This is a genomic window from Streptomyces sp. NPDC001599 (assembly GCF_042893535.1).
Classification (GTDB): domain Bacteria; phylum Actinomycetota; class Actinomycetes; order Streptomycetales; family Streptomycetaceae; genus Streptomyces.
In genome coordinates, this window is record NZ_JBIAVA010000007.1 from 110,774 (window position 1) to 126,314 (window position 15,541).

Sequence of the window (15,541 nt, forward strand, 5' to 3'; positions counted from 1 at the left end):
ATGAACACATCCCTGACCAACGCCGCCCGGCTGCTCACGGCGGGCCTGCGCGCCCTGCTCGTCCTGACCCTGGTCACCGGCATCGTCTACCCGCTCGTCGTCACCGGCGTCGCCCAGGGGCTGTTCCCCGGGAAGGCGAACGGCTCCGAGATCAAGGCGGACGGGAGGGTCGTCGGCTCCTCCCTCATCGGCCAGTCCTACAACCTGCCGCTGGGGAAGGGCCAGGAGACCCCGGAACCGGACCTGAGATGGTTCCAGGGCCGCCCGGCCAACGGCCTCGGCACCAACAGCGTCAACACGCAGTACGAGCTGCTCCTGTCCGGGGCCACCAACCGCTCCGCCGACGACCCGGAACTCGTCCAGTGGGTCAAGGACGCCAAAGCCGCCGTAGTCGAGGACAACTCCGTGCCCGGCCACCCCGTGCGGCCCGAGGACGTGCCCGCGGACGCCGTCACCTCCTCCGCCTCCGGGCTGGACCCGGACATCTCCCCGCGGTACGCCGACCTCCAGGTGCACCGGGTCGCCGAGAAGAACGGCCTGCCCGCCGAGCGCGTCCAGAAGCTCGTCGACGAGCACACCACCCCCCGCACCCTCGGCTTCATCGGCGAACCGCGGGTGAACGTCCTCGAACTCAACATCGCGCTCGGGGAACTGGTGGCACCGAAGGCCGGGCACTGAGGCGCGGTTACAATCCGGGCCATGGCCCTGACCGTGAGCGACGTGGAACGGTTCGAGGCCTCCAGGCGCCGTCTGGAGGCCATCGCCTACCGCCTCCTCGGCTCGGCGAGCGAGGCGGAGGACGCCGTGCAGGAGACGTTCCTGCGCTGGCAGGCGGCCGACGTCGCACGCGTCGAGGTCCCCGAGGCGTGGCTGACGAAGGTCCTCACCAACCTGTGCCTCAACCAGCTCACCTCGGCCCGCGCCCGCCGGGAGACCTACGTGGGCCAGTGGCTGCCCGAGCCGCTGCTCGCCGGGGACCCGATGCTCGGCCCGGCGGAGACGGCCGAGCAGCGCGAGTCGGTCTCCCTGGCGGTCCTCGCCCTGCTGGAGCGGCTCTCACCGGGCGAGCGGGCGGTGTACGTCCTGCGTGAGGCCTTCGGCTACCCGCACCGGGAGATCGCCGCGATCCTCGACATCACGGAGGACGCCAGCCAGCAGACCCTGCACCGGGCCAGGAAGCACGTCGCGCAGGGCAGGGCCCGCACCGAGGTCGACGAGGCCGCCGCCCGGCGGATCGTGGAGGAGTTCCTCGCGGCGGCCACCAGCGGCCGGACCGAACCGCTGGTCGAGCTGCTCACCCGGGACGCCGTGTCGATCGGCGACGGCGGTGGGAAGGTGCCGGCCCGCGCCAAGGCGTTCGAGGGCGCCCAGGCCGTGGCGACGTTCCTGCGGGGCCTGTTCAAGCCCGGCAGGGCCAAGCGCGCGCTGACCGGCGGTCCCGCCGAGATCCACGCCGCCACCGCCAACGGCGACCCCGCCCTGGTGGCCGTCGTGCACGGCCGGGTCATCGGGATCATGTGCCTGGAGGTCACCTCCGAGGGGCTCGCGGGCTTCCGCAACCAGGTCAACCCCGACAAGCTCGAACGCGCCACCCGCCGGTGGGAGGCCGACGAGCACGGGGAACCCCTGTTCCGGATCTGACCCGGGCCCGGCCTCCCGGACCTCGCCGCCGCCCCTCCCCTTCCGTCCCCTTCCCTCCCCTTCCCTCCCGGACCCCGGGCCCCGGCCGGAATGTGGTGCGCGTCACTCCCACCCCTGTCAGGAATCGGCGGGCTGCCCGGTTCAAGGGGCGAGTCCCGCTGGAGAGAACCCCCAGCGGCCGGAGACAAGGGAGCACGTCATGCAGCACACCCCGCGGCACCGCATCGTCGTCCTGGGCGCCGGATACGCCGGAGCCGTCGCCGCCGGCCGTCTTGCCAGGCGGCTGCGGAGCGAGGACGCGGCCATCACCCTCGTCAACGCCGAGCCCCACTTCGTCGAACGGGTCAGGATGCACCAGCTCGCCGTCGGCCAGGACCTCAGGGCCCGGCCGCTCGACGAGATGTTCGCGAACACCGGCGTCGAGGTGCGGATCGCCAAGGTCACCGGCGTGGACGCCGACCGCAGGACCGTCGCCGTCACCGACGAGGACGGCGCCGGTGAACTGGCCTACGACACCCTCGTCTACGCCCTCGGCAGCGCCTGGAACCCGCAGGACGTCCCCGGTGCGGTGGAGCACGCCCACGAGATCGCCGGCCGCCCGGGAGCGCTCCGGCTGCGCGAACGCCTGGCGGGGCTGGAGGCCGGCCGGACCGTGGTCGTCGTCGGCGGCGGGCTCACCGGCCTGGAGGCCGCGTCCGAGATCGCCGAGGCCCGCCCGGACCTCGACGTGTCGCTCACGGCCCGCGGCGAACTCGGCGACTGGCTCTCCCCCAAGGGCCGCCGCCACCTACGGAAGGTCTTCGCCGCCCTCGGCGTCACGGCGTACGAGAACGCCGCCGTCACGGCCGTGGCCGCGGACCACGTCGTCACCGCCGACGGCACGGCCGTCCCGGCCGACGTCACGGTGTGGACCACCGGATTCGCCGTCCACCCCCTGGCGAGCGCCACCACGCTGGATGTCACCGACACCGGCCGGATCGTCGTCGACGGGACCATGCGCTCGGTGTCCCACCCGGACGTGTACGCGGTCGGCGACGCCGCGCTGGCGGCGGGCCCCGGCGACAAGCCGCTGCGGATGTCGTGCGCCTCGGGTGTGCCCACCGCCTGGCAGGCCGCCGACGCCATCGCGGCCCGGCTGACCGGCGGGAAGCTCCCGAACGTGACGCCGCGCTACTTCAACCAGTGCATCTCGCTCGGCCGGGGCCAGGGCCTGATCCAGTACGTCACCGCCGACGACCGCGCCGTGCGCGCGGCCCTGACCGGACGGCTCGCCGCCCTCTACAAGGAACTCGTCTGCAAGTCCGCGGCCTGGGGCGTCGCCAACCCGACCCTCGGCATCCCGACCCGCCGCCGCCCGGTGGCGCCCCGCACCCCGGAGCCGGTCCCGACGACCTGAACCAGGGACGCGCTCACCGCACCGGGAAGCCGAAGGTGTGGCCCTGCTCCTTCAGCCAGGGCAGGACCTGCCGCAGGGCCTCGACGGTCTGGGTGCGGTCGCCCCCGGCGTCGTGGAAGAGGATGGTCGGGCCGTTGGGCAGCTCCCGCTTGACGGTGGCGACGATGGCGTCCGCGCCCGGCCGCTCGAAGTCCTTGGTGTCCACGTTCCAGCCCAGCGGGCGCATCCCGTGGGAGGCGGCGAGCTTGCGGCTGTAGGGGGTGAACGCCCCGCCGGGGGCCCGGTAGTACACCGGCCGCACGCCCCCGGACGCCTCGATGATCATGCGCTCGGCGTCGAGGATCTCCTTGGACTGGTAGGCCTCGGACTTCTTGTCCATGGTGGTGTCGTGCGACACCGTGTGGTCGCAGAGCAGGTGACCGGCCGCCACGACGTCCTTCACGAGATCCGGGTGGGCCTCGGCCTGAAGGCCCGTCATGCAGAAGGTGGCCTTCACGCCGTACTCCTTCAGCAGGTCGAGCACTTGAGGCGTCCACGCGGGGTCGGGGCCGTCGTCGATGGTGATGTTCACGCCGTTCGGCCCCGCGTCCGAGGCGTGCGCGATGCTGATGTCGACGGGCTTGGCCTCGCCGCCCGGCGTGGCCGACGCGGACGCCCGCGGCGTCGCACCGCCGCCGACGGAGTCGGCCTGCGCGGTCCACACCGAGGCGCCGACGGCGAGCACCGTCACACCGAGCGCCGCCCCGACCACCTTGCCGTACCAGCCCCGTCCACCACCGTGCCGCGCCATGTCCGCCGCCCCGCCTTCGCGTAGTTGCCCCGCCGCCCCCGCTCACGTCGGGGACCACATGACAGGACGGGAGAAACCCCGCCCGGGATCCCTCCGTTACCGATCACGGACAATCCCGGGGGAGTTCGCGGACAACTCGACGGGCTACGGCTCACCCGAGGGCGAGGTACTCCCAGAAGTAGGCTGCGGCTCCTGTGCAAGCCGTGCCCGACCCGATCATCCAGTACAGGGAAAAGGTGTTGAGGGGGACCTTGTCCCAGGGCTTCTCCTCCTGTTCCCGGATGTCGGCCCCGACCTTCCTGGCCGTCGGCATGCACCGGTACAGCGCGGCCGTGCAGACGACGGTGGCGCCGAAGGCGATGAGCCGCCAGTCGTCCGTGCTCGGTCGAACGGACATGATCGGGGCCCCCTTCGGACGGCAGCCTAGGCAAGCCGGCCGCCCCGGCGTGAGCCTGTCCTCCGGCACGGGAGGCCGGTCGAAGCCTGCCGGGTTCCGGCAACCTCAGGCGCCGTCCCGTCAGGACCGGGCGGGCGGCGTCCGTGGCGGTCCCCGCGGCGCCCAGAGCGGGCAGGATGCGGGCCGGGTCGGCCGGGGCCGCCGCGAGTCGGACCGGAGCCGACGACGCAGGCTCCTTGTACCGGAAGGCGGCCGGATGGCACCGTGCAGCCTGACGGGGGAGACATGCGACCACCAGACGAACCGAGCACCGGCCGGGGTGCGGACACACGCGAGTTCGACGCCTTCTACGCCGAGAGCGTCGGCAGGCTCATCGGTCACCTGTACGCGATGACGGGCGACCTCGCCGAGGCCCAGGACGTGGTCCAGGAGGCCTTCGCCCGGGCCTGGGAACAGCGGACCGAGCTGGACCTGAGCGGTGCCCCCGAGGCGTGGGTGCGCACGGTGGCCTGGCGGCTGGCGGTCAGCCGGTGGCGGAAGGTGCGCACCGCGCTCGCCTTCGCCCGGCGCCAGGGCCCGCCGGCCGCCGTCCCGCCCCCGGAACCGCACCACGTGCTGCTGGTCCAGGCGCTGCGGCGGATACCCGAGGCGCAACGACGGGCCGTGGTGCTCCACCACCTGTGCGACCTGACGGTCGAGCAGGTGGCCGCCGAGGTCGGCAGTCCGGTCGGTACGGTCAAGGCGCAGCTGAGCCGGGGCCGGGCGGCGCTGGCCCGGCTGCTGTCCGACACCGAGCTGGATCCGCGGACGAGTCGCCTGCCGGAGGTGCGACATGGCTGACAGGCCAGGACCGAGGTCAGAAGTGGGGCCAGGACCGGCGCCCGGACCGCTGACCGGGCTGGGGGAGTCCCTGGCGGACCTCGCGGAGTCGGGCCGCCGGCACGCGGTGCCGCCGGCCCCGGAGCGGATCCGGGCGCGCGGCGAGCAGCGCCTGCGCCGCAGGCGTGCCGCACTGGCGTCCGGCGGCGCGCTGCTGGCCGCGGCGGTGGCCCTGGGCGGCTTGTCGCTGGTCCGGGCCGCCCGGGACCCCGAGCCGCCCGCCGTCCTCCCGACGGCGGCCGCTTCGTCCTTCAGGCCGCCGACGCCCGCTCCGGGAGCGGAGTACGCCGAGGAACTGGCCTACGTGTACGACGCGGTGGCGGAGGGCGACACGGTGCGGGTCACCGTCGAGCCGCTGCGCACCGTGCGGGGCGGGGCGACGCCCACGGGCGAGGCGCACACGCTGACCCTGCCGCGGGGGACGCCGGTGGAAGCACGGCGGCTGTCCGGCGGGAACCCGGCGGACCTGCGACTGGACGAGCTGCTGGACCGGCTGGCCGCCGGGCGGAAGTGGGCCTTCGCGATCGACTACGACGGCGAGGGCCGCGTGCACTCGCTGCGGGAGGCGTACTGGCTCGGCGACTGATCCCGCGGGTGCCGTGGAGGTGCCGGACGGGCCGTCGACGGCGAGGGGGGCGAACAATTCGCATCGGGATGCAACCCACCGGGTGGGCCGGCGCGTAGAGAGTGCGTATCCAGAACGCACCACGTCCTTGGGGGGACTTCACCATGCGCGTCGCACACCGCCGGACCACCACCGTCCGGTGCCTCACCGCCCTCACCCTCGGCCTGCTGGCCCTCACCGGGTGCGGCGGACCGGACGCCGGACCGGACGACGGACCGGACCACGGGCAGGCCGCCACCGCCACCGAGTCCGTGACCTCGGCGCCGGCCACCCCGTCGCCGGACGGGACGGCCCCGAGCGCCGGGCCGAGCGCCACCGCGGCACGCTGGGCCGGCACCAAGCAGTTCGTGCAGATCGGCGACGCCCGGACCGGCGACGGACGGACCTACCTGTCGGTGCGGCCCGCCGAGAAGAAGCCCCACCCCCAGTTCGAGGCATGGGTGATCGTTCCGGGAGAGGGGCCCTACACCGAGGTGAGCATGACCGAGGACGCCCAGGTGCTCCTGTCGGTCCCGCTCGGCGACGCGAAGCACCCCGCCGCGTACGCCCAGGAGGAGTTCGTCGGCCGCCTGACGGCCCGGCCCGCCTCGGACCGCGCGCTCCTCGGCTACGACCTGAGCTTCGACGGCCGCGGGCGGGTCACCAGGGTGCAGTCGCTGTACACGCCCTGATGCGCGGGCGGGACCGTGATCCGTACGTGGTCGCGACCACGTCGTCAGTCGCGGTAGGCGTGTGTCTGCGTGGCCTTCACCGTGGCCCAGACGGTGGCGCCGGGGTGCAGGTCCAGGTCGGCGGCGGCGAGCGTGGTGAGGTCGGCGGCGAGGGGGAGTTCGCCGGTGAGGTCGGCGCGGACCCGGTCGCCGTGGGTCTCCAGACCGGCCACTTCGCAGCGCCAGACGTTGCGGGCGCTGGAGCCGGTGGGGCGGTCCCGGTGCAGGGTGACGGCGCTGGGCGGGAAGGCGACGAAGACCGGCCCGGTCAGCTCCTCGGTGGTCGTGATCGCGGGCCCGTCGTCGAGCCGTACCGTGTGGCCCTCGGCCCGGCCCCGGTAGAGGTTGAGCCCGACCAGGTGGGCGATGTAGTCCGTGCGCGGCCGGCGGGCGATGTGGGAGGGGGTGCCCTCCTGGACGACGTGGCCGTCCTCGACGACGACGAGGCGGTCGGCGAGGACCATGGCGTCCAGCGGGTCGTGCGTGACCAGTACGGCGACGGCCTCGAAATCGGCCAGATGGCGGCGGAGTTGGGCGCGGACGTCGAGGCGGGTGCGGGCGTCGAGGGCCGCGAGGGGTTCGTCGAGGAGCAGCAGCCGGGGGTGGGTGGCCAGGGCGCGGGCGAGGGCGACGCGCTGGGCCTGGCCGCCGGAGAGCCGGCGCGGTTTGGCGGCGGCGTGCCCGGCGAGACCCAGGCGCTCCAGCCAGGCGGCGGCCTGCATCCGGGCCTGCGCCCTGGTCGCGCCCCGGCAGCGCGGACCGAAGGCCACGTTGTCGAGCGCGGTCAGGTGCGGGAAGAGCAGGTAGTCCTGGAAGACGACCCCGACCGGCCGGGACTCCGGCGGCGTACGGTCCAACTCCACTCCGTCGAGCCGCAGATGACCGTCCGAGAGTGGGACGAGACCGGCGAGGGCGCGCAGGGCGGTGGTCTTTCCGGCGCCGTTCGGGCCCAGGAGCGCGACGACGTCGCCGGGGGCCGCGGTCAGGGCCACGTCGAGGCGGAAGCCACCCCGCTCGACGACGAGCCGCGCGTCGAGCCCTCCGTCCACCGCCTGGTCCCCGGCGGCCGTGTCCGTCCGCGCGGTGTTCTTCCCGGTGTCGGTCATGAGGCGGTCATCCAGCGGTCGCGCAGTCCGGCGAGTACGGCGATGGACACGGCCAGCAGTACCAGGCTGAGGGCGACGGCCGCCTCCGGGTCGCTCTGCAGGGCGAGGTAGACCGCCAGCGGCATGGTCTGGGTGCGGCCGGGGAAGTTCCCGGCGAAGGTGATCGTCGCCCCGAACTCGCCGAGCGCCCGCGCCCAGGCCAGCACGGCACCGGCGGCGATCCCGGGCGCGATCAGCGGCAGCGTGACCCGCCGGAACGCGGTGAAGCGGGAGGCGCCGAGGGTGGTGGCCGCCTCCTCGTAGCGGGGATCGGCGGCGCGCAGGGTGCCCTCGACGCTGATGACGAGGAACGGCATCGCCACGAACGCCTCCGCGAGGATCACACCGGTGGTGGTGAACGGCAGCGTGATCCCGAACCAGGAGTCCAGCCACTGCCCGACGACCCCGTTGCGCCCCAGTGCCATGAGCAGGGCGACACCGCCCACCACCGGCGGCAGCACCAGCGGCAGCGTCACCAGGGCGCGGACCAGTCCGCGTCCCGGGAACTCCACCCGGGCCAGCAGCCAGGCCAGCGGCACGCCGATCACCATGCTCACCACGGTCGCCGCCGTGGCGCAGATCAGCGACAGGCGCAGTGCCTGCCACACCTCGGTACTGGTCAGCAGCTCGGGCATGCTCGCCCAGGGCGCCCGGATCAGCAGGGCGACGAGGGGGAGTACCAGGAACGCCAGGCCGATCAGCGCGGGCACGAGCAGCGGCAGGGGGGCACCGCCCCGGACCTGGCGGCGGCGCGGCCGTCCACCCGTGCGGGGGCCGGCCGGGGAACCGGTCCTGTGCGAGGTGGTCACGGCGCCGTGAACCCGGCGCCGGTCAGGACCTGCTGTCCTTCGGCGGACCGCACCAGCGCGATGAACGCCTTGCCGACGTCCGCGTTGGGGGCGTCCTTGAGCAGGGCGATCGGGTAGTCGTTGACGGCCTTCGCCGACTCGGGGAACTCCACGCCCGTCACCTTGTCACCGGCCGCCTTCACATCCGTCCGGTAGACGACCGCGGCGTCGGCCTCCTTCAGGACCACCTTGTTGAGCGCCGACTTCACGTCCTCCTCGTAGGAGACCGGGGTGAGTTCGAGACCGGCGGCGGTCAGCGCCTTCTGTGCGGCCGCGCCGCACGGCACCGCCTTGTCGCACAGCACGACCTTCAGACCGTCCCCGGTGAGGTCCTTCAGGGAGGCGACCTGCTCCGGGTTGCCGGGCAGGGTGGCGATCTCCAGCTGGTTGCGGACGAAGGTGGCCGGCGTCCCGGCGGCGGCATCCGCGTCCGTGACGACCTTCATCGTCCTGGGGCTGGCGGAGGCGAACACGTCGGCCGGTGCCCCGCTGGTGATGCCCGCGGCGAGCGCGTCGCTGCCGCCGAAGTTGAAGACGACCTCGGTGCCGGGGTGCTGCTTCTCGAACTCCTCGCCCAGCTCGGTGAAGCTCTCCGTCAGCGAGGCCGCGGCGAAGACGTTCACGGTCCCGGACAGCCCGTCCGAACCGCCGCCCGCCGAGGAGGCACCGGAGCCGGAACCGGAGTCGGAGGACGAGCAGGCGCTCAGGGCCGCCAGCGCGGCGGCACCTGCGCCGGTCACCTGAAGCATCCGGCGGATCCGGCGCGCGGAACGGGTCGACACGAGTCCACTCCCGAAGGTCAGGGCATGCGGGTCAGGGACGGAACATACGACGAGCATACTGCCGCAGATGCAAGCCGAAAGTCTCCTGGCACTTCGCATGAGCGGGATCAGTGATCCCATCACCTGGCATGTGCGTTCATACGGCGCACTGGGCGGCCGGGCCTGCCGGGCCTGCCGGGTGCGCCCCGACAGACGGGCCGGCCGGCTCAGACCCGGTCGACGTGCACGTTCGTCGACTTCACCCGGGCGGTGGCCTCCACCCCGACCTCCAGCCCCAACTCCTCCACGGCCTCCCGCGTGAGCAGCGAGACCAGCCGGTGCGGACCGGCCTGGATCTCCACCTGGGCCGCCACGTCACCGAGCTTGATCGCGGTGACGATGCCGGGGAAGGCGTTGCGCACCGAGGTGTGGGAGGCGTCCTCCTCACCGCTCCCGCTCTGCGCCAGCTCCACGGAGAAGGCGGCCAGGTCCTTCCCGTCGATGAGCCGCTTCCCGGCCTCGTCGCGATGGGTCGCCACCCGGCCCGCGTCCGCCCACCGCCGTGCGGTGTCCGGGCTCACGCCGAGCAGCCGGGCGGCCTGGCCAATCGTGTATGACTGCATGGCCGCCAAGATAGATCAGCGGCGGGAAGGGCCGTCACCGAGGAGGCCGGAGCCTCCCCGACGTCGGGCCGGGCGTTCCCCCTCCTGTCATCGACGCCAGAAGAGGTGGTGCGTCATGCCGCTCGGGCTGGGCACGACCTCCATGTGGTACCGGTCCAGCAGCTGCTCGGGCGAGTCCCAGAGGCGCAGCCCGGACCCGAGCGTCACCGGCGCGACGGCCACGTGCAGGGTGTCGACGAGGCCGGCGTCGAGGAACTCCCGGACGGTGCGCACACCGCCACCGAGCCGGACGTCCTTGCCCTGTGCGGCCTCCCGCGCCCGCGCGAGCACGGTGGCGGGTTCGCCGTCCACGAAGTGGAACGTGGTGTCGGAGAGCGTGAACGACGGACGCGCGTGGTGGGTCAGGACGAACACCGGCGTGTGGAACGGCGGCTCGTCACCCCACCAGCCCTGCCACTCGTGGTCCTGCCACGGGCCGCGCTGGGGCCCGAACTTGTTGCGGCCCATGATCTCGGCGCCGATGTTGTGGCTGAAGTCCCGGGTGAAGTAGTCGTCCAGGCCCCGGCTCCCCCCGGGCTCGGTGCGGTTGGGCCAGCTCGCCGTGGCGCCGGCCCAGGCCATGAGCCGCCCCGGGTCGACGGCGTGGCCGAAGGGCCGCTCCAGGCTCTGGTCCTCACCGGCGGCGACGCCGTCGCGTGAGACGGTGAAATTCTGTACTCGCAGCAGCTGATCCATGCGTTCCCTCATCAGGTCCTGTTGCTTCCCGGCGATGCGTCCTGCATCAAGATGTCGAACGGGACCCGACGGAATCGACAGCGGCGCGCGAGTTCTCACGAACTCGGCTCCACTGACTGAAGGCCGTGCGGCGAGCTGAGTAACGTGCCTCTCCCCGGCGGTCACTGGTCGACGTGTCCGGCCGCGGCCTTCGCAAGCGCGAGCATCACGCACGACCGCGGTGGCATCCCGGCGGAATGGCCATGTCGCGGGTCGGCGCTCGTCGCACTGCCCGCGCCCGTCGTCGCCCGGTTCGCCCCCGGCGGGGCGACGGTCGAGTACGCCACCGACTCCAGCTGCCGGCTCACGCTCGGAGCGTGGTCATGGGCGGGGCCGGCAGGACTGCTGCTGACCTTCGACGCCGACCTCACGGCCATCGAACCGGCAGCACTCAGACAAGCGCTGCGTTCCCTGCGCACCCGCATCGACCAAGGGCTCAGGCAGGACGCGTGAGTTCGCGGCATCGTGATCGATGAAATCGTCACCCGTGACCTGCCACGGCTGCGTCCGCCGAAGCCGCAGAGATTCAGGCAAGGGCGCGCCGTCCGCCAAGGCGACTGGACAACGAAGATCCCCGGGCCGATGACCCAGGGGTTCGCGGCGGTGACTGCGAGGCCCTCGATGATCCGGGGGACCCGGCCGTCGTCGGCTGAGGCGTACGGTGAAGCCAGGAGGCTTTCGGTTTGCCGTTCCCCGAGAGGCAGGCGAGTGCGATGTCCGACCCCGGTCCCGCGCGGGTGACCAGGCTCCTGCCCGACGCCGTGCACCAGGCCGTTCCACGACCGGGAAGCGCGGTGGTGCGGCTTGAGACGACCCATGACCGGAAGGGCGCACTCGACGGGGCGTGGTGGCCCCGCTCCCGCGACATCACCAATGAACTTCCCGGCCTCGTCTCCGCGCTGTCTGAGTACCTCGGGCCCATCACACGTATCGGCCTGGACAGCGACGCCTGGGACGGACTGCCGACGCGGATGACGATCGACGGCCGCGTCGTCCACATCGACTCCTTCCCGGTCGGAGACGACACCGTCCTCATCACCCGGGGCGGCAATGATCTCTTCTCGCTACTGGTGATTCCGCCGCACACCGCGCTCGACGCGGCGCGCGCCGCCATGGCCGCGGCCGTGCGCGCCGGCAGTCGGACGCCGGCGGAACAGATCCTCATCGACACCGCTGCGGAAGGCGTGGGCCCGGGGCACGCCCCCCACGCTGTGTCACGTCACGGCCGCCATGAGCCGGGCCGCTGACGAGGCGCTCGTCGGGGGCGGTACCACGAGGAGATCCCAACGGCCGGTGGTGTAGGACTGCAGCAGGATCCTGTGCGGGTTGAGCACCTCGGCGAAGCGGTCGACCGCCACCTCGTGACCATTGACGACGACCCCACCGTGCGGGACAGGCTGCCAGTGGCGGGGATTGACGGCCACGTGGGTGAGTCGGCCCCACAGCGGATCGATCACGTCGGCGAGTTCGCCGAGTTCCCGTGCCAGGTCGCGGGTCCGTGGCCACCAGGCTCCGTCCGGGCGGCCGAAACGGCTGGCGGATCCGAGGACGAGGCGCGCGGCACGTGGCCGGAACGGTGCCGTGTGCGGACAACGCTGAGTGGTGTTCAAGGTCATGATGAAAAGCCTGACTGCGGGCCTGCGTCGACCGACGGAGCGCCCGGTGGGTGGGTGACCGAGGGCGGGACCGGCGGCGCCGGTGCGCGAAAGCCCTCGACGTCCTCAGGTTACTCCTCGACGAGGCCCGACAAGAGGCATCGGCCTCATCGGCCGTACCGCCCCGGCGTACGGCCCGCTCAGACGCCGCGAAGAGTAGGCTGAACCAACCGGGGACACTCCGTGCACGGACATAAGCGCCTGTGCCGTTCTCGATGATCGAATACGCCGGGTCGGCTCAGGCCCGCCCGGGGCAGGGTTCGCGCGATGACTGCGACCGTCTCCCCTCCGATGACGTCCCAAGACCGGCGTCCCACGTCGTCTGTGCGTCTGTCACTCGCTCCCGCCGGTTCTGCACCCGCCCTGCTGGACGGCGCCTGGTGGCCGCGTTCGCGTGATCTCACCGCCGAACTGCCTGCCCTGGTGTCCGTTCTCGATCCGCTATGGGGGCGGATCACGCGGGTCACGGTGAATCCCGCCCAGTGGCCGGTCGTCCCGCGCAAGGTGCCTGTCGCCGGGCACGTGGTGAAGGTGGGCTGGTTCCGCTTCGAGCAGGACGAGCACGAACTCCTGTTGCTCTCCTACCACGTGGGTCGCTGGAACCTGCTGGTCGTTCCCCCACGGACGCCTCCGGCCGCGGCCACGTGGCTGATGGCGGCGGCCGGCGACCCGCGCCGGACCTCCTCCGCGAGCAGCCTGGTGGCGGAGGCTGCGCGTCAGACGGTGGCCGCCGAAGAGGACGACCGCACCGGGGAGGCGGTGTGGGAGTCCGAAGGGGGACACGGAGCCGGTGTCCTGGTCCTTCCCGCGCGGGACCGGGCGGTCACCGAGGCATCGGCGGACCTGCCGGAGAGGGCGTGAGGACCGTGGACATCCTCGTGACGGTGATCGTGCTGCTGGCGGTGATCGCGGCAGGCGCGTTCCTCATCCACCGGCTGAACTCTCAGCACGGGGACAGGAGCGCCGCCTTCCACTACGGCCGTGGCGGTGTCGTCGCGCCCGACCGGAAGACGGACGAAGGGTCGGCCGTACGCCGACGGGCCTCCGCCGCGCGCGACGCCGGCGAACGCCGGGGACGTGGGGGCGGCGGACGCGGACGGCTGCGCCCTCGGCGCCGTACCCACGGCGTCTCGGCGCGCTAGGGGGAGTCGTTTCGATCTTGCCGGGGTCGCGGGGGCCGGCAGCGCATCTGCGGGCGTTGTCGTCGGTTGCCAGGGCTCCGCCCTGTCGCCCTCCTCCGCCTTGCAGCTGCACGCTCCCCCCCCCGCTCGGCTTCTCCCCCCCCGCTCGACTGCGTTCGAGCGGGGGGACCCCCGTGCGCGGGAGCAACCCCCATCGCCCCGCTCGGGTCGGCCACAAGGCACCGCAGGCTGCGGCCGGCCTGATCCAAACGACACCCCCTAGGCGCGGGCGCGGGTCCGTCGGAGCGGGGCGCCGGCTTCGTGGAGGCTGGTGAGCGCCAGCCGGTAGGAGGCGACCAGGCCCGTCTCCGCGTAGTCCACACCCAGGTCCCGGCAGTACCGCCGGACGATGGCGCGGGCCTTGCGCAGGTTGGGGCTGGGCATGCTCGGGAACAGGTGGTGCTCGATCTGGTGGTTCAGACCGCCGAGCGCCAGGTCGGTGAACCGGCCGCCGTTGACGTTGCGTGAGGTGAGTACCTGGCGGCGGAGGAAGTCGGGGCGGTCGTCGGCCGTCAGGATCGGCATCCCCTTGTGGTTGGGTGCGAAGGCCGAACCGAGGTAGACGCCGAACAGGCACTGGTGGACGGCGAGGAAGGCGATCGCCATGCCGGGCGGCAGGACCCAGAACAGGGCGGTCAGGTAGACGGCGCAGTGCGCGAGGAGCAGAGCGCCGTCCAGTGTCCGGCGTTTGAGCCGGCGGTTGGCCATGGCCCGGCCGCTCGCCACGTGCAGGTTGAAGCCTTCCAGCGTGAGCAGGGGAAAGAACAGGAACGCCTGCCAGCGGCCGAGGAGGCGGGGCAGTCCGGTGGCGGCACGGGCCTGGTCCGGGGACCAGACGAGCAGGTCGGGGCCGATGTCGGGGTCGAGGTCCTCGGTGTTGGGGTTGGCGTGGTGACGGGTGTGCTTGTCCTGCCACCAGCCGTAGCTCATGCCGATCGACGCGCCGGCGATCCGGCCGGACAGCTCGCTGGCCCGACGGCGGCGGAACACCTGCCGGTGGGCCATGTCATGAGCGACCAGGGCGACTTGTCCGTACATGACGGCCAGGAACGCGGCGATCGCCAAGGTCCACCAGGAGGCGCCGACGAGGACGAACGCGGCCCATCCGGCGACGTAGAGCCCGGTCACCGCGGTGATCCGTAACGTGTAGTAGCCGGGGCGGCGCCCCAGCAGCCCGGCATCCGCGATCTTCTTCGACAGCCGGGCGAAGTCGCTGCCGGGAGTGTCGGAACGTGTGGCGGTGGTGGTGGCCATGGTCATGAGGACGTCTCTCTGAGAAGCGGGCGGATGACTCGGGTCGGCCCCAGGGCGAGTCGGGCACGGGGAGCGGGTGCGTACACGGACGTGTCCGCGGCGGCTCCTACCACCGAGGGGCGCGGGTTCCCCGCCCGGCCGGTCTCACACGGCCGTGCGGACCTGCCGCAGCCGTCGGGGACAGGGGCCGGGCTTCTCCACCGGCGACGGGCCGTCGGTCGTCCAGGGCGGCGGCCGTGAGCAGAGCGGCCGCTTCCTCCGTCGCATCCGGCGGGATCACCTGCAGATCCCAACGGCCGAGCCCGGGGGAGAGCAGGACGACCCGATCCGGGGCCTGCGGAGACGCGGGGGCCTTGTGCAGGCGTACGACCTGGTTGGCGACGAACATGCGCCCCGGTGCCGCCGACCAGGCCGCGGCGTCCACGGTGACGCCGGTGATGTCGCCCCACGCGCTCGGCAAGGCGGCGAGCATCTTCGGGAGCTGTGTCAGAAGGTCGCGGGAGTGTGGCCACCACACTCCGTCGATGCGGCGCGGCAGCGCGCGGTGCGGCGCGAGACGCAGGCGGACGAGGGGGAGCGGCAGGGGCAGAGGCAGGGTGGGCGGTGCGGTGGGGCCTGTGGTGATCACGTGGGTTCTCTCTGACGAGGTGGGTTGCCCGCCTGTTCGGCAGGGCACGGCGGCCTGCGGTCCGCCTGCCCTGCCGGGGCAGCGCCGGACGCGACCGGGGGCTCCGGGTGTTGGAGGTCGTCGTGCTTGGCCGCTCTTGCCGGAGGAAGGCGCCGACGACCAACGCGAGCGGGCGGGAAGGGAGTCGGCGGGCGTATGAGCGGTGGAGGGGGAGACCCTCCCGCGTGATGAACG

Annotated in this window: 20 protein-coding genes; 10 read left to right on the forward strand and 10 right to left on the reverse strand. The window is 72.9% G+C overall.

Annotated elements, in window-relative coordinates; genetic code table 11:
* From ACFYZ3_RS19365 to ACFYZ3_RS19375, 3 genes are all read left to right on the forward strand, one after another.
* Complete coding sequence (locus tag ACFYZ3_RS19365; RefSeq protein WP_388518997.1) at nucleotides 1-678, forward strand: potassium-transporting ATPase subunit C; 678 nt, start codon at nucleotides 1-3, stop codon at nucleotides 676-678.
* 21 nt (nucleotides 679-699) lie between these two features.
* On the forward strand, nucleotides 700-1,641 hold the full coding sequence (gene sigJ / locus ACFYZ3_RS19370) for an RNA polymerase sigma factor SigJ (protein WP_388519000.1): 942 nt from the start codon (nucleotides 700-702) through the stop codon (nucleotides 1,639-1,641).
* A gap of 199 nt (nucleotides 1,642-1,840) precedes the next feature.
* The gene (locus ACFYZ3_RS19375) at nucleotides 1,841-3,037 is read left to right on the forward strand and encodes an FAD-dependent oxidoreductase (protein ID WP_361011806.1); all 1,197 of its coding nucleotides are present in this window, start codon (nucleotides 1,841-1,843) and stop codon (nucleotides 3,035-3,037) included.
* Between the two features lie 13 nt (nucleotides 3,038-3,050).
* Here the strand turns inward: ACFYZ3_RS19375 and ACFYZ3_RS19380 are convergent, their stop codons facing one another.
* Nucleotides 3,051-3,827, reverse strand: coding sequence for a polysaccharide deacetylase family protein (locus ACFYZ3_RS19380; RefSeq protein WP_388519003.1), 777 nt, complete (start codon nucleotides 3,825-3,827; stop codon nucleotides 3,051-3,053).
* A 151-nt stretch (nucleotides 3,828-3,978) separates the two neighbouring features.
* Nucleotides 3,979-4,224 (reverse strand): hypothetical protein, encoded by a 246-nt coding sequence (locus tag ACFYZ3_RS19385; RefSeq protein ID WP_388519006.1) that lies wholly within the window; start codon nucleotides 4,222-4,224, stop codon nucleotides 3,979-3,981.
* 285 nt (nucleotides 4,225-4,509) lie between these two features.
* On the opposite strand from ACFYZ3_RS19385, the gene ACFYZ3_RS19390 reads away from it, so the two are divergent.
* The 3 genes from ACFYZ3_RS19390 (at nucleotide 4,510) to ACFYZ3_RS19400 (ending at nucleotide 6,399) form a co-directional block, all read left to right on the forward strand.
* On the forward strand, nucleotides 4,510-5,064 hold the full coding sequence (locus ACFYZ3_RS19390; RefSeq protein WP_388519009.1) for a SigE family RNA polymerase sigma factor: 555 nt from the start codon (nucleotides 4,510-4,512) through the stop codon (nucleotides 5,062-5,064).
* A 22-nt stretch (nucleotides 5,065-5,086) separates the two neighbouring features.
* The gene (locus tag ACFYZ3_RS19395) at nucleotides 5,087-5,689 is read left to right on the forward strand and encodes a hypothetical protein (RefSeq protein ID WP_388519012.1); all 603 of its coding nucleotides are present in this window, start codon (nucleotides 5,087-5,089) and stop codon (nucleotides 5,687-5,689) included.
* 143 nt (nucleotides 5,690-5,832) lie between these two features.
* Complete coding sequence (locus tag ACFYZ3_RS19400; RefSeq protein WP_388519014.1) at nucleotides 5,833-6,399, forward strand: hypothetical protein; 567 nt, start codon at nucleotides 5,833-5,835, stop codon at nucleotides 6,397-6,399.
* 44 nt (nucleotides 6,400-6,443) lie between these two features.
* Here ACFYZ3_RS19400 and ACFYZ3_RS19405 read toward each other — a convergent pair whose 3' ends face one another.
* The 5 genes from ACFYZ3_RS19405 to ACFYZ3_RS19425 all read right to left on the reverse strand — a co-directional run bounded on the left by ACFYZ3_RS19405 (nucleotide 6,444) and on the right by ACFYZ3_RS19425 (nucleotide 10,550).
* Nucleotides 6,444-7,544 (reverse strand): ABC transporter ATP-binding protein, encoded by a 1,101-nt coding sequence (locus ACFYZ3_RS19405; RefSeq protein ID WP_388519016.1) that lies wholly within the window; start codon nucleotides 7,542-7,544, stop codon nucleotides 6,444-6,446.
* Nucleotides 7,541-8,392 carry an ABC transporter permease gene (locus ACFYZ3_RS19410; protein ID WP_388519019.1) on the reverse strand — a complete coding sequence of 284 codons (852 nt, stop codon included), beginning with the start codon at nucleotides 8,390-8,392 and terminating at the stop codon, nucleotides 7,541-7,543. The genes ACFYZ3_RS19405 and ACFYZ3_RS19410 overlap by 4 nt, the downstream gene beginning before the upstream one ends.
* Nucleotides 8,389-9,180, reverse strand: coding sequence for a molybdate ABC transporter substrate-binding protein (gene modA / locus ACFYZ3_RS19415; RefSeq protein WP_388519608.1), 792 nt, complete (start codon nucleotides 9,178-9,180; stop codon nucleotides 8,389-8,391). Before modA ends, ACFYZ3_RS19410 begins: the two co-directional genes overlap by 4 nt.
* A 239-nt stretch (nucleotides 9,181-9,419) precedes the next feature.
* Nucleotides 9,420-9,815: a helix-turn-helix transcriptional regulator gene (locus ACFYZ3_RS19420; RefSeq protein ID WP_361011822.1), complete on the reverse strand. Its 396-nt coding sequence runs from the start codon at nucleotides 9,813-9,815 to the stop codon at nucleotides 9,420-9,422.
* 87 nt (nucleotides 9,816-9,902) lie between these two features.
* Entirely contained in the window at nucleotides 9,903-10,550 is a 648-nt protein-coding gene (locus ACFYZ3_RS19425; protein WP_388519022.1) for a dihydrofolate reductase family protein, read from the reverse strand.
* Between the two features lie 144 nt (nucleotides 10,551-10,694).
* Here ACFYZ3_RS19425 and ACFYZ3_RS19430 point away from each other — a divergent pair, with 144 nt between their 5' ends.
* Both ACFYZ3_RS19430 and ACFYZ3_RS19435 read left to right on the forward strand, forming a co-directional pair.
* A complete protein-coding gene (locus ACFYZ3_RS19430) occupies nucleotides 10,695-11,042 on the forward strand; it encodes a hypothetical protein (protein WP_388519024.1) in 348 nt (115 codons plus the stop codon).
* Between the two features lie 260 nt (nucleotides 11,043-11,302).
* Complete coding sequence (locus ACFYZ3_RS19435) at nucleotides 11,303-11,836, forward strand: DUF5994 family protein (protein WP_388519027.1); 534 nt, start codon at nucleotides 11,303-11,305, stop codon at nucleotides 11,834-11,836.
* On the opposite strand, the gene ACFYZ3_RS19440 is transcribed toward ACFYZ3_RS19435, so the two are convergent.
* On the reverse strand, nucleotides 11,804-12,205 hold the full coding sequence (locus ACFYZ3_RS19440) for a DUF5994 family protein (protein ID WP_388519030.1): 402 nt from the start codon (nucleotides 12,203-12,205) through the stop codon (nucleotides 11,804-11,806). The genes ACFYZ3_RS19435 and ACFYZ3_RS19440 overlap by 33 nt on opposite strands.
* A gap of 306 nt (nucleotides 12,206-12,511) precedes the next feature.
* Here ACFYZ3_RS19440 and ACFYZ3_RS19445 point away from each other — a divergent pair, with 306 nt between their 5' ends.
* Nucleotides 12,512-13,105, forward strand: a complete 594-nt coding sequence (locus ACFYZ3_RS19445) for a DUF5994 family protein (protein WP_388519033.1) — start codon at nucleotides 12,512-12,514, stop codon at nucleotides 13,103-13,105.
* Entirely contained in the window at nucleotides 13,102-13,386 is a 285-nt protein-coding gene (locus ACFYZ3_RS19450; RefSeq protein WP_388519035.1) for a hypothetical protein, read from the forward strand. The genes ACFYZ3_RS19445 and ACFYZ3_RS19450 overlap by 4 nt, the downstream gene beginning before the upstream one ends.
* A gap of 258 nt (nucleotides 13,387-13,644) precedes the next feature.
* On the opposite strand, the gene ACFYZ3_RS19455 is transcribed toward ACFYZ3_RS19450, so the two are convergent.
* Together ACFYZ3_RS19455 and ACFYZ3_RS19460 are read right to left on the reverse strand one after the other, a co-directional pair.
* The gene (locus ACFYZ3_RS19455; protein WP_388519038.1) at nucleotides 13,645-14,685 is read right to left on the reverse strand and encodes a fatty acid desaturase family protein; all 1,041 of its coding nucleotides are present in this window, start codon (nucleotides 14,683-14,685) and stop codon (nucleotides 13,645-13,647) included.
* Nucleotides 14,686-14,785: 100 nt separating this feature from the next.
* Nucleotides 14,786-15,307, reverse strand: a complete 522-nt coding sequence (locus ACFYZ3_RS19460) for a DUF5994 family protein (protein WP_388519041.1) — start codon at nucleotides 15,305-15,307, stop codon at nucleotides 14,786-14,788.
* Between the last annotated feature and the right edge of the window lie 234 nt (nucleotides 15,308-15,541).

Coding starts and splice junctions, on each gene's coding strand:
- ACFYZ3_RS19365 (WP_388518997.1), top strand. CDS start 1: ATGAACACATCCCTGACCAACGCCGCCCGGCTGCTCACGGCGGGCCTG.
- sigJ (WP_388519000.1), top strand. CDS start 700: ATGGCCCTGACCGTGAGCGACGTGGAACGGTTCGAGGCCTCCAGGCGC.
- ACFYZ3_RS19375 (WP_361011806.1), top strand. CDS start 1,841: ATGCAGCACACCCCGCGGCACCGCATCGTCGTCCTGGGCGCCGGATAC.
- ACFYZ3_RS19380 (WP_388519003.1), bottom strand. CDS start 3,827: ATGGCGCGGCACGGTGGTGGACGGGGCTGGTACGGCAAGGTGGTCGGG.
- ACFYZ3_RS19385 (WP_388519006.1), bottom strand. CDS start 4,224: ATGTCCGTTCGACCGAGCACGGACGACTGGCGGCTCATCGCCTTCGGC.
- ACFYZ3_RS19390 (WP_388519009.1), top strand. CDS start 4,510: ATGCGACCACCAGACGAACCGAGCACCGGCCGGGGTGCGGACACACGC.
- ACFYZ3_RS19400 (WP_388519014.1), top strand. CDS start 5,833: ATGCGCGTCGCACACCGCCGGACCACCACCGTCCGGTGCCTCACCGCC.
- ACFYZ3_RS19405 (WP_388519016.1), bottom strand. CDS start 7,544: ATGACCGACACCGGGAAGAACACCGCGCGGACGGACACGGCCGCCGGG.
- modA (WP_388519608.1), bottom strand. CDS start 9,180: ATGCTTCAGGTGACCGGCGCAGGTGCCGCCGCGCTGGCGGCCCTGAGC.
- ACFYZ3_RS19420 (WP_361011822.1), bottom strand. CDS start 9,815: ATGCAGTCATACACGATTGGCCAGGCCGCCCGGCTGCTCGGCGTGAGC.
- ACFYZ3_RS19425 (WP_388519022.1), bottom strand. CDS start 10,550: ATGGATCAGCTGCTGCGAGTACAGAATTTCACCGTCTCACGCGACGGC.
- ACFYZ3_RS19435 (WP_388519027.1), top strand. CDS start 11,303: ATGTCCGACCCCGGTCCCGCGCGGGTGACCAGGCTCCTGCCCGACGCC.
- ACFYZ3_RS19440 (WP_388519030.1), bottom strand. CDS start 12,205: ATGACCTTGAACACCACTCAGCGTTGTCCGCACACGGCACCGTTCCGG.
- ACFYZ3_RS19445 (WP_388519033.1), top strand. CDS start 12,512: ATGACTGCGACCGTCTCCCCTCCGATGACGTCCCAAGACCGGCGTCCC.
- ACFYZ3_RS19455 (WP_388519038.1), bottom strand. CDS start 14,685: ATGACCATGGCCACCACCACCGCCACACGTTCCGACACTCCCGGCAGC.